This window comes from Phycisphaerae bacterium (assembly GCA_035275405.1).
Taxonomy (GTDB): Bacteria; Planctomycetota; Phycisphaerae; order UBA1845; family UTPLA1; genus DATEMU01.
Window position 1 is genome coordinate 1 of sequence record DATEMU010000018.1, and the last position, 12,718, is coordinate 12,718.

The window sequence follows — 12,718 nt, forward strand, 5'->3', positions numbered from 1 at the left end:
CGATCAGTTGGCTGCGCCAATTCCGACGCCTTCGAATTCGCTATGATCGTCGCGCTGACATCCATACGGCATTTCTCACACTGGGCTGCGCCTTGATCTGTTGGCGACGATTAAAGAATGGGTACTTTTAGGGACTCTTAGAGTCTTGTGCGTCGATATCGCCGTCGCGCAGCGCAGGGCTCCTAAGGAAGGCGGAGACTTCGTCGCACTAAATCGCAAGAATCCTTGATCCATTCCCTCAAATTCGCTAATATTTAAGGCGTTTCGAGGCATTCAAATGGGGAGGAGAAGTTCAACATGAAGAAATGTACTCTGTGGAGCTTCGCGATGACACCTGCCATTTGCCTAGCTTGGACCGGTGACGCCAAAGGCAGTATTGTGCTTTGGTCCTCGCTTAATGGAGGGAACGACCATTACTACGAACGGGTTGACGATTTAGGATTGACTTGGGATCAGGCGCGAGTAGCGGCCGAAAACCGCACCTATTCCGGTGTCGACGGTTACTTGGCCACGATCACGTCGGCCGCGGAAAACGGGTTTATTATTAACAACCTCGGCGGGGCCGCGTTAATTAAATACTCGCTAGGAGGCTTTCAAATCTCTGAGAGCCAGGAACCAGCCGGCGGTTGGCAATGGGTGACCGGAGAGCCTTGGTCATACACAAATTGGGCCCCTGGAGAACCGAATAACAGCGGACCGTTCGGTCCCGAAAGCGCTCTTACCTTCCGTGGCGACGTGAATCCGGCGATTGGACTTTGGAATGACGTGACCCAAAACCACCCGCTTGATGGCGGCTATGTAGTTGAGTATCCAACTCCTGAGCCAGCTACTTTTTTCATGATGTGCGCGCTTGTCGTGACGATAAGGCGCCGCCCGATGCGTAAATAGGTCGCCCAACTTCTACATCTTTAGTTTGTCGCGGAGGAAATCGAGGCACCTGGTCTTGTCGATTCGATCTTGCGCGCCGGTGTCGCGATCGCGCACGGTCACGGTGCCGTCGTCCTTCGTCTGCCCGTCGATCGTGAAGCAAAACGGCGTGCCGGCTTCGTCCATGCGGGCGTAGCGCTTGCCGATGGACGCCTTCGCGTCGAACTGGCAGGTAAACTGCTTCTTGATCTCGCGGAAAATCGGCTCGGCGATCTCCGGAAGACCGTCCTTGTTGACGAGCGGGAAGACGGCGGCCTTGATCGGGGCGAGACGCGGGTGGAAGCGCATCAGCTCCGGGCTGGGGCGCGATTCATCGACGCTGTATGCCTCGCAGATGAAGGCCAGCGTGCTGCGGTCGGCCCCGGCGGAGGGTTCGATGACCGTGGGGGTGAAGCGTTCCTTGGATTCGTCGTCGAAATACGACAGGTCCTTGCCGCTGTGCTGCTGGTGCTGCGTCAGGTCGAAGCAGCCGCGATGGGCGACGCCCTCCAGCTCCTGCGGCTCGTCCGCGAAGGGGAAGAAATACTCGATGTCCGTGCAGGCCTTGGAATAGTGGGCGAGTTCCTTGCCCTCCTGATTGCGCGGCTTGAGGTTCTCACTCTTGAGGCCGAGCGACTTGTACCAGTTGATCCGCACATCCCGCCACCATTTCCACCACTTCATCGCGTCCTTGTCGTGGCAGAAGAACTCGATCTCCATCTGCTCGAACTCGCGGGACCGGAAGGTATAATTGCGGGGGTTGATCTCGTTGCGAAAGGCCTTGCCGACCTGGGCGATGCCGAAGGGAATCTTCACGCGCGTCGAGTCGCAGACGTTCTTGAAGTTGGCGAAGATGCCCTGGGCGGTCTCGGGGCGAAGGAAGGCTGTGTTCTCGGCGTCGCGCAACGCTCCGATGAACGTTTCAAACATAAGGTTGAATGCGCGCGGTTCCGTCAATGTCCCAGCGGCTCCACAATTGGGACAGTTCATTCTCATGTAGGCTTCCTTGTTGGCACCCTGCCATTCAATGAGCCCAACAGCATTAGCGGTAAATTCACCGCCACCATGCTTCTTCGAAAGTTTGACCGCCTGGGGCTGACATTCCTCAACGGCGCTTGCGGCGCTCTCGGCCTGGACCGCACAAGCGGCGAATGGAACGGCTTGGTCGGGTCGGTAGAGGGCAATGTGAAAGACTTTGTCAGCGCGAAACCGTCCCTTACATTCCTTGCAATCTACCATGGGATCCGCAAACCCCGTCGCATGACCGCTCGCCACCCAGACCTTCGGGTTCATGATGATCGAGCAGTCCACGCCGACCATCGAAATCTCTTTCCCGTCCGGGCCGGTCGGCGGGTTCTTGACCATGTCCTGCCACCAGGCCTCTTTGATGTTGCGTTTGAGTTCAACACCGAGCGGCCCGTAGTCCCAGAAGCCGTTGATGCCGCCGTAAATCTCGCTCGATTGAAAGATGAAGCCCCGCCGCTTGCACAGGGCGACGATCTTTTCCATTTTGGTCGCGTCTTTGGGCATGTGTGCCTTTCAATATTCAAAAATTATCCGCAGATAAACGCAGATAAACACAGATGTTCAAGCTGGCGTTCACGGCTCAGTATCAAATGAGTGACCCCGTTCGATTGCCACCAGGCGCTCCCTCTCGGTCCCGCCACGGCGGGCAAGCTGCGGCTCTGATCGGGCCGCGCAGAAACCGGCCATCATAATAACAATTCGGCCCGGAACCAAATCCGGCTTTGGTTAGTTCTTGAGGTTTGGGGTGAGGACGACGACCACCGGGCGATGATCCGAGATCGTGGTCGCGGCCGTCCGCGCAGATTCCGGTTCCCAATCGTCAGAACAAAAGACGTAATCCACGCGGGCGATCGGAAAACCGGCAGGCAGGGTGTTGCCGCTCTCCTGGCCGGCATCGATGAAACGACCGCGAAGCAACCGGTGGACGGCTCCCCAAGCTGGTTCGTTGAAGTCACCCGCGATAATGGCCGGGGCCTCCAGGCGACGGTGTGCATCCAACATCGCCTCGGTCTCCCGAATCCGCTCCAGGATCCCGCCATATTTCCGCTTAGCGTGCATCAGGTGCACCGAGGCGACAATGAAACGGCCGCCGTCCATCTCCACCGTTGCCCAAACGCCGAACGCCCCTCCGCCCGGCACGCGGAGTGATTGAACCTGGTCCAGCCTCCCCCGGGCGAAGACCGCGTTGCCCCACGCCGCGTCGCCGATGAGGTTTGATGACGGCGCCCAATAGCCATTCACTCCAAGATTGTCCTCAATGTAGGAGACTTGACTGGGCTTGATTTCCTGCAGGCACGCCACGTCCGGCTGCGCCGCGCGGATCACGTCGAGCGCCTCGTCCAGCCGCTCGCCGAACTTGATGTTGAAAGTCATAAGGGTGATTGGCCGTCCGGGTGTACTCCATGGCCCCGAAAGCGGGGTCTCACGAAGTGCGTCGATTCGCCAACCCCATCGCGGATAGGTGACAGTGGCTGCGATCCCGGCAATCGCGAGCATCAAAAACGCGGCGATCAGCCTCCGCTTCGATCGTGGCCTCGCTCGCGGAGCATCGATCATGATTCCCGGCCTTTCTCTCCCCACTCCTTCACGTAAAACCTCGAGTTGCCCAATAGACCTCTGCCGGTCTACTATTGCCGGATAGGACCTGCCATATTTCGGTGAGTGTGCCATGCAACGACGACTATTTCTATTTATGTTGCTTCTTTCAGGCGTGGACATGGCCTGCAACGTGCCGCAGAAGATTGTCCAGACGGACGATTCGCCGCCGCCGCTGTTCGACGGTCTCGGCCATCACCAGCGAGCAATCACCACCACGTCGTTTGAGGCCCGGGATTACTTCAACCAGGGCATGACCTGGGCCTATGCCTTCAACCACGACGAGGCGATCCGCTCGTTTCGCGAGGCGGCGCGGCTTGATCCCTATTGCGCGATGGCCTGGTGGGGCATCGCCTTGTGCAACGGGCCACACATCAACAACCCGGTCATGACCGAAAAGCAATCGCGGGACGCATGGGAGGCGATTCAGAAAGCGATGGCGCTTCGCGACAATGCAAGTTACCTGGAGTCGCAGTTGATCGAGGCGCTGGCGGCCCGCTATGCGGCCAACCCGCCGAGCGATCGACGAAATCTGGACGAGGCCTACGCCGCGGCGATGAAAGTGGTGCATGAACTGGACATCAACGATGCCGACAACGGCACGCTCTACGCCGAGTCGCTGATGGATTTGCAACCGTGGGATCTTTGGACGCGCGACGGGCAGCCCAAGGGAAGGACCGAGGAGATTCTCGCGGTCCTGGAGCACGCGCTCAAGATCAACCCGCAGCACCCCGGGGCGAATCACCTTTACATTCATGCGACTGAGGCGTCGCCGTTTCCGGAAAAAGCCGATGCTTCGGCGGAATTATTGCGCACTCTTGTCCCGGCGTCGGGTCATCTCGTCCACATGCCGTCTCATATCGACGTGCAGGTCGGTCGGTGGGCGAAGGCGTCGGACCAGAACGAAGCGGCCATCCGCGCGGACGCCGCGTATCGAAAGGTCTCGCCGCGGCAAGGCTTCAACAACGTCTACATGGCGCACAACCACCACTTTCTGGCCTTTGCGGCGATGATGGAAGGCCGGAGACAGGTAGCCTTGGACGCGGCGCGGACGATGATTGCCAACGTCCCGCCTGATTTTCTCCGGGATCAGCCGCAGTTCGTCGACCCCTACATGATGATCGCGCTCGACGTCCTCAAGCGTTTCGGCCGGTGGGACGATATCCTCCGCGAACCGTCGCCGCCCAGGAATCTGCCGATCACGCGGGCCATGCACCTCTTCACCCGCGGTCTGGCCTACGCGGCCAAGGGAAACCTCAAACGAGCGTCTCGCGAGCAGGAGAAGTTCAGGGCAGCGGTTGCCAAGGTGCCCAAGGACGCCCTTATGGCGATCAACCCCGCGCACAAGGTGTTGTCGATTGCGGATCACATGCTGGCCGGAGAGATCGCCTTCCGGCGCGGAGACATCGAGGAGGCGGTGCGGCTCCTGCGCGAAGGCGTTCGCCTGGAGGACGAGCTGCTTTACATGGAGCCACCGGAGTGGGTGCAGCCCCTGCGGCACACGCTGGGAGCGGTGCTCGTGAACGCCAAGCGTTACGCCGAGGCGGAGCAGGTCTACCGCGAGGACCTGAAGAACTGGCCGGATAACGCGTGGTCGCTCTTCGGCCTTGCTCAATGCCTGGATGCGCAGGAAAGGACCGCCGAGGCGGCCGACGCGAGGAAGCGCTTCGATACAGTCTGGGCCCGGGCGGACATCAAGATCGGTACAAGCTGCCTGTGCGTTCAGGGCCATTGAGACCCTCCGCCACTGACCTCTGAATCAACGCGCCGTCGCCGCAAATCAACGCGTCGCCACAGACCGTACGGTTTCACTCCGCGCCAAGGACCGAAAAAACTCGCCCCACCTCGCGACCAACACGATTCACGGCGGAACGGGGCGTCGATCCACCTGCCCGGCATTTCACCTGCCTCTCTGGCCCAGCGGAGCGAGAGAGGCCCGACTACGCGACCCATCGGTTTCGTGTCAGGCGAGGGGGAACACGTCATGGTCATCGTCGCCGCAGATTGGCTGGTGGAGGCGTTTCGCCGCCGTGCGAAGATCATCCTCCTGGCGTTCTTCACCTATCTGGCGCTTTGCTAGAACGGGAAAACAAGTCCGCGTCGACAGCATCCGCATCGCGAGCTTGCGCAACCGCGCGTCGGAGGGAAGCTTTACCTCCGCCTCGGCCTCGCCGTCGGTTCGCGCGTCAGCATGCGCGCCGTGATCCCGACCGGACAGGCCTTGACGCAGGCCTCGCACAGGCCCGTGATGGAAAACCGGTGCGACAGCGCATGGAACCTGGCCTGGGCCGCCAGGGCCGCGCGGAGGCGCACGACGTCGCGGGCATCGAACTCGATGATCCGCCCGCAGCGCCGACAGACCATGTGATCGTGCGGGTCCTGGCCGTAAGTATGTTCGTAATGGACCTGCTTGTTCGAGAAATGCACCTCTTTGACAATGCCGCATCCGACGAGAAGCTTTAGCGTGCGATAGATGGTGGCCTTGCCCACGCGAGCATCCCCCTGGCGCATGTCGAGGAGGAGCTGCTCGGCCTCGAAATGCTCGTCGTTGTGCATCACCGCGCGAACGATGCGCCGCCGCTCATCGGTGTATTTCAAGCCGCGATCGCGGAGGAATTCATGAAAGACATTCTCCGCGGTGGCGACGACGTCTTCATTGACTTCCCGGGCCATTCTCGGTTGCCTCTCGCGGCGGCCTTTGCACCGCCGATGACTCTAGTCGACGGTGGAGGGCGCGTCTAACTCCGCGCGTTCGCCCGCCACCAACTCCGCCAACTCCCTGGCCGCGGCGGTCAAAGCCAGGAGCGGCCTTCCTTCGGCGCTGCCTGGCTCGTAACCCACGACCCATCCGGGGAAAAATTCCCAGCTTCGTTCTGCGGACTGCGTCTTCAACCAACGCCCGATAGGGCCTTCCAGTCGCCGTCGCCAGGTGTCGGCGTCTTCCACAATAGCGACTTGATCCTGCGAGTCGCCCGTGCCCAGCGAAAGGGTCCGCCGCGACGTCGCGTGAGCGGCCGCGCGGAGCCAATCCTGAGTCGTAATGACGGCCCGGCCGGCGTCGTGATCGACTTCCAAGGCCGCGACGATCCAGGCATGACGAAATCGATCCTGGTCAAAGCCGGTCTGACAAGCGTAGCAAAAGGCCAATCCGCCGCCGGGCAGGACGAACGCCGCCTCCATTCGGCGGCTATGGCCCACCTTAAACAGCGCGAGTTCACCCAGTTGCATCATTAACTCCCGGGATCGGCCCGGGTAAAGTTCGAGCTTGTTCTCGCGAGCCCATGCAAATCGTGCGGCGCCTTCCCGGCGGCGGTGCCAGACGAGCGTCGAGGCCGCGATGAGGGCCAGTGACCAACCGGCGATAATGAGAACGAGACTCAAGGGACGAAGGGACCAAGGAGTAAGGGGCTCGCGGAATCGTGAATGCGCTCCGGCGGCATCATGGTTCCGACTGCTGTTGGGGTTGAGACGTGGGAGGCCCCGCCGCTTCCCTGGCCGGCGCATCGCCCCCGGGAAGCAGGCGAACGCCGTAATCGGACTTCGGATGCTTGAGCGACGCGATCCAGCGTTCAATCCTCCGGTACGCCGGGGCATTTCGCGATTGGTAAAGCGGCCGCAATTGCTCCGTGCCGGGATGGCGCATACCAGGTCGCACGTCTTTGATGGGAAGCATGTAGCTCAAGAGCAGCGAGTTTTCCGGCTGGGAGCGATTGATGAGCGGATACTCCTCGACGGCAAGTTCATTGAGAACGACGAAGTTCGCATAAGTGGTATTCGCGGCCTTCTTGGGGTCCTTGAATAGCGAGAATCGCGTCTCCTGCTCCATCCCCGGCGCATGGCAGCCGGCCATGGCACAGCCTCGAATGATGGTCGGCATGACGTGCTTGCGAAACTCGACAAAGACCTCGGGGTCGGACTGAATTTCAATCTTGTCGGCATACGCCTCGCCCTTGCGTTTGGCGATGATATGCAGCTTCTGGGGCGGCGTCAGCTTACGAAACTCGCGGCGGGCGGCCTCGTTCGAGAAATCGGGCTCCCCCTGCATCTCCAGCAGGAAGTCATCCACGACGGCCTGCGGAACTTTGACGGTCACGCGATCGGGCTGCTCGGCCTGCGTCAAGCGCATCCCACGCAGCTCCAGGAAGCGGATTCGGTTGATTTCCGATTTCGTAAGCTTGCGAAGGTAGCGGGAGCTGAGCGCATCGTCGTCCGCCGGCGGGTCTTCCGCCTCGGCGGGCTGGCCCACCTTGGGATCTTGCGAATCATCCATTGGCTGCGCGTACGTCGCACGGGCGACGAGGGTGCCGACCGAGACGATCAGGACCAACCCCGCAAGCAGCCAGCACGTGTCGGTTGTTCTCACCCGAGCCATTGGATCCTCTGCGGCGCCGGGGTGGTTGCCGCAGCGCTTCAACAATCCTACCCTAGGGACGCCCTTCAGGCTACGGTGAGGCCGTTGGAGCGCAAGGTGAGATTGACCCTATGGCCCGAAAACCTTCGAGTTTTTGTGAATTTGTCGGACGCCAGGTCGTCCTGGACACGGCGGGGCCAATCATGTTTCTGGGGACGCTCGAAGAAATCCGTCCCGATGGATTCTGGCTGGCGGACGCCGATCTTCGCGATCGCAGCGAGGGCCACGACACCAAAGAGCACTACGCCTGCGAGGCAAAACTCCAGGGGATCCGGGCGAACCGTCGGCGGCTTTTCGTGGCCGCGCACGTGGTGATCAGCGTGTCCGCGCTGGACGACGTAATTACGGGTTGACCAGGAGCCGGTCCACCATTCCCGGGATGTCGTCGTCCAGGATGATCCCGTCGACCACGAAATCGCCATGACACAAGTCGCCTTCATTGGTGGACATCGCCAGGAGGGCCGCGACAAAATAGCCCACGTCCCGGCCATCCGTGACCGCGTCTCCGCTCATGTTTCCGTCCGGCGGGTCGCAGCTCTCACAGGCGTCGGCGATCGTGTTACCATTCAAGTCCGAGCAATCCGTGCCGCTCCCCATCCACTCGTGCCCGAAGCCTTCGCAAGTTGTCTGATCCGAGACCGTACAGCCCCCACCGGTCAGGCAGCACGCCCCCTGGGGTTGCGGACAGTTGGCCTGCGCACAGGTCGTACCCGTACCTTGATACGCGCCGCTCATCGAAGCGCACTCGACCGGCGTCTTGTTCTCCGCGCATTGGCCGCTCGGCAGGCAGCAGGCGCCACGAGGGCACTGGTTGGAGCTGGTGCCGACGCAAACAGTGCCCGCTCCCTGGGGGACGCCGTTAAAGTTGATGCAGGTATCGGGAACCTGCATCGAACAGAATCCGTTGGCCGGGTTGCAGCAGGCCTGCGGAGGCTGTGGACAGTTGACGGTGCCGCAATTCGTGCCGTGGCCTTGATAAGTGCCCAGATGCGTGCCCTGACAGACGGATTGAGTGACGCCTCCCACGCAGCTGCCGTCCGGCTTGCAGCAGGCGCCGGTCAGGATCGGGCAGCTCGGCGGACAGATGCTGTCGATTCCCTGAAAAGTGCCACCCGCCGAAGTGCACAGGCTCGCGGACATGCTGGGATTGCAGGTGCCATTAGGCAGACAGCACGCGCCGGTCGCGGCTGGGCATTCGACCACGGCGCGGATCATGAAATCGCCGCTCATGCCGATCGCACAAGGATTGAACCACCCAACCCCGATGCCATCGATCGCGTTTTTTCCATTCTGGCAGCCGTTACTGTCCGTTACAACCGTCGGACCGCCATTGGCCCCGCTGGGATTACTATCGAACTTAAATGAAACAACGAAAACCTGGCCGTTCGCGACGGGGACTTCAATCGGTATGGTCTGTTCCTCGTCCAAGTAACGAAACTCGTTAAGCACGCCATCGGTCATGACCGGGCCTTCCAGGAACGCGAGACTGGGACCGGGAACAGGAAAGGTCCCCGCCTGAAAAATGTGGATGCTGGATTCGAGGCTCGGCGGCGCGCCGCCCGACGCGGACTTCCAAAAGACCTGCACGGCGACGATTTCGCCATTACAGGGGGACGTCAGCCATGCGGCGGCGCTTTCGCCGGGATCAAACCCAAGCTGAAGGACGGCGGTGCTTCCATCAACGACGGAATCATTCTTGACCGAGACCTCGTCGCCAAAGACCGGCGCCGGGGACACTGTCGCGACAAGCAGACCCATGAGGGCGATGCAAAGGACGTTCCGTGTAGACCAACTCCGTCCTGATACGGATTTATTCATTGAAAAACGCCCCTGGTAAGCTCAACCACGATATCTGGCTGGTGGGTCGGAAATTCTATGCATCGCCGTCCATGCCTCCCCAGATTTTCTCCAGTCAGGACTCCGAAATCAACCCGTCCAGGGGAATTTGTCCCCGGGTCACCCGCTTACAGGTGAATTTGTACGTCGCACCCATATGTCCGACATGCGAATCCAGGCGTTCTTAGAGGATTCCCGCGCTGAACGGATCTTGCGGTCGATCGGCGGTCTGCAAGGGAGGTGTCTTCGGCGGTGCAGGTGGACGCACAGGCTGGGGAGGCGGCGTTCTCCTCGGCGGTGCCGTCGATGCCCCGATCGGCCCCGGGGGCGCGGGAGACGGCTCGTTCCGGGGGGCGGATGTCTCTCGGCGCGTTCCTCTTTGCCCCACTGTTTCCTTTAGTTCGGAGATCAAATCGTCGTATTCTGAAGGCCCGAAGTCGTCAAAATCAACCTGTTGCGGCTTGTAATCCGGCTCGCCGGAGCGGGCGAGTTCCTGTTCAAAAGCGGCGATGACCTCGCGCTGGAGCTGCTCGCGCCCCGTCATGTTGATCGGATGGGCCACATCCGCATGAAGCTTGACGCGGCCATCCTGCTCACGCGGGGCGCGATTCTCCGCCAAGCGAGCGCCGCACTCATTGCAGAACCGGGCTCGCAAGTGATTCTTCGAACCACACTTGGGGCAGCGATCCGCCAGCTTTCGCGAAGGCATGGCCACAAAGGGCCCGTTCGTGCCCTCGATGATCTTCAGGTCGCGGATCACGATGGCGTCGTCCAGCGTGACACTGCAAAACGCCTTCAGCCGTTCCGTATTGCTCCCCACCAGCTTGACTCGGATCTCTGTGATGTTCATCTCGTCAGCCTCGCCCAGAGTCCCGACCGTTCAATTCATTGTGCTATCCCGCCGCTACGGCCGCCGCCTCCTTTCATCACTACTATCTGGCGACCGCCCACCACTTACCCGACAACTCTAATCGATGTCGTGGCCCGCCGCCACTTCGGCCTCATAGCATCTCGACGACCTCGATCCGGATAGACTGGCCCGCCGCCGTCTGCGCGGCGTGAGCCCACATCCGGGCCTCCGAGCGATCAGCAAAAAGGGCAAACAGGCAGCTTCCGCTCCCGGTCATGTGGACCCGCCGTCCGTCCAATCCGTCCAGTCGGGCGATCAGGCCCGCCAATCTCGGCTCGATAGCCATCGCGGCTTCCTGAAGGTCGTTGAACAGCCCCGATTGCAGTTGCGCGGCCGAGCGAGAGGGTTCCGCCCACGGTTGCGCGCCGGTCCTTCGCGGAACCTCGCGCGCGTCCACCGCGCGATAAACATCCGCGGTGGAAATCGAGTAGGCGGGGACGACGACGGCCACCCAGCAACGCGGCGACGTCGAAAGCGGCTCCACACGCTCACCCCGGCCGCGGATGACGACGGCCGGTGCAGGGTCGACAAAGAGCGGAACGTCCGACCCGATTCGCGCAGCGACCGCCTGTAGGCGCTCGATGCCCCAATGCAGCCCCCACAGTTCGTTGAGCGAACGGAGCGCTGCCGCCGCATCGCTGCTCCCGCCGCCCAGCCCCGCCCCGATCGGAATGTGCTTTTCCAGCGCGATCGCAGCCTCCGGCGGGCGATTCGCCTCCTCCGCCAGCGCCAGCGCCCGCGCCGCGCGCAGGACCAGATTCGTGTCATCCGCCGCTAATCCGTTTGCCTCGCTGTCGAGGCGCAGGCTCAACTCCCGCGCCGGCGCAATCGTCAGCCGGTCATACCACGCCAGCTTCACGACCCACGACTCGATCTCATGAAACCCATCCGACCGCCGCCCAAGCACGGCAAGGGTAAGATTGATCTTCGCGGGGGCCTGGACGGTTATCGGCGCAGGGTCTTTCGGCATGATCCCACCTTGCCCGGTGTACTAATCCTCCGATCGATGATACGACGACGCGTCGGCCATGCGAAGCCGACCGGCCACCGCAGCCGGGGATTGAGGAGTCGGGGGAGCGGAGGCTTCGCGTCGCAAGGGCGCATGCGGAAGTTCACAAAGTAGATGTCCCCCACTTACCCAAGCACCTCGACGAGCGTGTGGCCCGGCCGCACCTGGACAAGCTCGGCGCGAAGCTGACCAAGCTGACGCCCAAGCAGGCCGACTACCTCGGCATCCCGGCGGATGGCCCGTACAAGCCGGAGCACTATCGATTTTAACACCCGCGCATCCGCCGATTACGGCATGGCGGGCACCGTGTAGAGCACCTTCAACTTGACGTTGGTCACCGTCGTCACGTACGTCACCTCGTCGTTGGCGGGGGTGCTTTCGTCCCAGCCGATGAACATGAAGCCGAAATTGGGGCGGGCGCCGCTGATCCAATCGCGGACGACTTGCGACGCGTCCACGGAATGGTGGTTTACGATGCAATTCGGTTTCGACGTATTGCCGGTCATGAAATCGGCGGCCAGAGTGAGCTTGGGGGCCCACGGTTCGTTGACGATCCAGATCGAGGAGAGGAGGTCGTTCGGGCAATTGTCCGCGAAGATCGGATCGTCATAAATAGTGGAGAGGTCGAACTCGAGCGTGGCGCCAGTAATCCGGTCGGCCGGGGCGCCTAGCGACGCCACGTCGAATTGAATGACTCCGCGGTAGACCTCCGCCCACCACCACGAGCAGTCGAACAGCCCCGAACCGGCGTCGTAATTGCGCGCGTACCCGACCTTCGCGGGCCCGTTAGTGACCGATGGAAACAGAGGGCACGGGGCACCGCTACAGTCGCAGTCCTCCTCAAAGTCATTGATCGTGGCCGATTTTGAGGGGTTCAGTTCGACGGTGTTGATCATAGTCTGATCGCAGTTGAGACCGCCGAGCACGAAGAGGCTGAGCGGCCAGAAGATGACCATGATTCCTGCTCGAACGGTTTTGCTAGATTTCTTACTAGACATGTGACCCTCAACTTTCTTCCCCGGCC

13 protein-coding genes and 1 pseudogene are annotated in these 12,718 nt (G+C 61.4%); 5 read left to right on the forward strand and 9 right to left on the reverse strand.

Annotated elements, in window-relative coordinates; all coding sequences use genetic code 11:
• The coding region (locus tag VJZ71_21510; GenBank protein ID HKQ50663.1) for an IS5/IS1182 family transposase at positions 1-131 on the forward strand (131 nt) is incomplete at its 5' end.
• 166 nt (positions 132-297) lie between these two features.
• Positions 298-888: a hypothetical protein gene (locus VJZ71_21515; GenBank protein HKQ50664.1), complete on the forward strand. Its 591-nt coding sequence runs from the start codon at positions 298-300 to the stop codon at positions 886-888.
• 12 nt (positions 889-900) lie between these two features.
• Here VJZ71_21515 and VJZ71_21520 read toward each other — a convergent pair whose 3' ends face one another.
• Together VJZ71_21520 and VJZ71_21525 are read right to left on the reverse strand one after the other, a co-directional pair.
• Positions 901-2,436 carry a glycine--tRNA ligase gene (locus tag VJZ71_21520; GenBank protein HKQ50665.1) on the reverse strand — a complete coding sequence of 512 codons (1,536 nt, stop codon included), beginning with the start codon at positions 2,434-2,436 and terminating at the stop codon, positions 901-903.
• 222 nt (positions 2,437-2,658) lie between these two features.
• Positions 2,659-3,306, reverse strand: a complete 648-nt coding sequence (locus VJZ71_21525) for an endonuclease/exonuclease/phosphatase family protein (protein ID HKQ50666.1) — start codon at positions 3,304-3,306, stop codon at positions 2,659-2,661.
• A 295-nt stretch (positions 3,307-3,601) separates the two neighbouring features.
• Between VJZ71_21525 and VJZ71_21530 the strand changes: the two genes are divergently transcribed.
• Positions 3,602-5,263, forward strand: a complete 1,662-nt coding sequence (locus VJZ71_21530) for a hypothetical protein (protein ID HKQ50667.1) — start codon at positions 3,602-3,604, stop codon at positions 5,261-5,263.
• A 416-nt stretch (positions 5,264-5,679) separates the two neighbouring features.
• Here VJZ71_21530 and VJZ71_21535 read toward each other — a convergent pair whose 3' ends face one another.
• From VJZ71_21535 to VJZ71_21545, 3 genes are read right to left on the reverse strand one after another with little or no spacing between them, the layout of a single operon-like run.
• Entirely contained in the window at positions 5,680-6,201 is a 522-nt protein-coding gene (locus VJZ71_21535) for a transcriptional repressor (GenBank protein ID HKQ50668.1), read from the reverse strand.
• 42 nt (positions 6,202-6,243) lie between these two features.
• Positions 6,244-6,909 carry a hypothetical protein gene (locus VJZ71_21540; protein HKQ50669.1) on the reverse strand — a complete coding sequence of 222 codons (666 nt, stop codon included), beginning with the start codon at positions 6,907-6,909 and terminating at the stop codon, positions 6,244-6,246.
• 58 nt (positions 6,910-6,967) lie between these two features.
• Positions 6,968-7,891 carry a hypothetical protein gene (locus VJZ71_21545; protein HKQ50670.1) on the reverse strand — a complete coding sequence of 308 codons (924 nt, stop codon included), beginning with the start codon at positions 7,889-7,891 and terminating at the stop codon, positions 6,968-6,970.
• A 119-nt stretch (positions 7,892-8,010) separates the two neighbouring features.
• Between VJZ71_21545 and VJZ71_21550 the strand changes: the two genes are divergently transcribed.
• Positions 8,011-8,292, forward strand: a complete 282-nt coding sequence (locus VJZ71_21550) for a hypothetical protein (GenBank protein HKQ50671.1) — start codon at positions 8,011-8,013, stop codon at positions 8,290-8,292.
• Here VJZ71_21550 and VJZ71_21555 read toward each other — a convergent pair.
• The 3 genes from VJZ71_21555 to VJZ71_21565 all read right to left on the reverse strand — a co-directional run bounded on the left by VJZ71_21555 (position 8,282) and on the right by VJZ71_21565 (position 11,655).
• Complete coding sequence (locus VJZ71_21555; protein HKQ50672.1) at positions 8,282-9,697, reverse strand: hypothetical protein; 1,416 nt, start codon at positions 9,695-9,697, stop codon at positions 8,282-8,284. The two genes, VJZ71_21550 and VJZ71_21555, sit on opposite strands and share 11 nt — an antisense overlap.
• Before the next feature lie 262 nt (positions 9,698-9,959).
• On the reverse strand, positions 9,960-10,625 hold the full coding sequence (locus VJZ71_21560) for a SpoVG family protein (protein ID HKQ50673.1): 666 nt from the start codon (positions 10,623-10,625) through the stop codon (positions 9,960-9,962).
• A 151-nt stretch (positions 10,626-10,776) separates the two neighbouring features.
• Positions 10,777-11,655 (reverse strand): 4-(cytidine 5'-diphospho)-2-C-methyl-D-erythritol kinase, encoded by an 879-nt coding sequence (locus VJZ71_21565; GenBank protein HKQ50674.1) that lies wholly within the window; start codon positions 11,653-11,655, stop codon positions 10,777-10,779.
• Positions 11,656-11,789: 134 nt separating this feature from the next.
• Here VJZ71_21565 and VJZ71_21570 point away from each other — a divergent pair.
• Positions 11,790-11,963: pseudogene (locus tag VJZ71_21570) on the forward strand (adenosylhomocysteinase).
• Positions 11,964-11,981: 18 nt separating this feature from the next.
• Here VJZ71_21570 and VJZ71_21575 read toward each other — a convergent pair.
• A complete protein-coding gene (locus VJZ71_21575; GenBank protein ID HKQ50675.1) occupies positions 11,982-12,650 on the reverse strand; it encodes a hypothetical protein in 669 nt (222 codons plus the stop codon).
• Positions 12,651-12,718 lie beyond the last annotated feature (68 nt).

Bases quoted from the DNA above. Each gene is read 5' to 3' on its own strand.
- VJZ71_21515 (HKQ50664.1), top strand. From the start codon at position 298: ATGAAGAAATGTACTCTGTGGAGCTTCGCGATGACACCTGCCATTTGC.
- VJZ71_21520 (HKQ50665.1), bottom strand. From the start codon at position 2,436: ATGCCCAAAGACGCGACCAAAATGGAAAAGATCGTCGCCCTGTGCAAG.
- VJZ71_21525 (HKQ50666.1), bottom strand. From the start codon at position 3,306: ATGACTTTCAACATCAAGTTCGGCGAGCGGCTGGACGAGGCGCTCGAC.
- VJZ71_21530 (HKQ50667.1), top strand. From the start codon at position 3,602: ATGCAACGACGACTATTTCTATTTATGTTGCTTCTTTCAGGCGTGGAC.
- VJZ71_21535 (HKQ50668.1), bottom strand. From the start codon at position 6,201: ATGGCCCGGGAAGTCAATGAAGACGTCGTCGCCACCGCGGAGAATGTC.
- VJZ71_21550 (HKQ50671.1), top strand. From the start codon at position 8,011: ATGGCCCGAAAACCTTCGAGTTTTTGTGAATTTGTCGGACGCCAGGTC.
- VJZ71_21555 (HKQ50672.1), bottom strand. From the start codon at position 9,697: ATGGGTCTGCTTGTCGCGACAGTGTCCCCGGCGCCGGTCTTTGGCGAC.
- VJZ71_21560 (HKQ50673.1), bottom strand. From the start codon at position 10,625: ATGAACATCACAGAGATCCGAGTCAAGCTGGTGGGGAGCAATACGGAA.
- VJZ71_21565 (HKQ50674.1), bottom strand. From the start codon at position 11,655: ATGCCGAAAGACCCTGCGCCGATAACCGTCCAGGCCCCCGCGAAGATC.
- VJZ71_21575 (HKQ50675.1), bottom strand. From the start codon at position 12,650: ATGGTCATCTTCTGGCCGCTCAGCCTCTTCGTGCTCGGCGGTCTCAAC.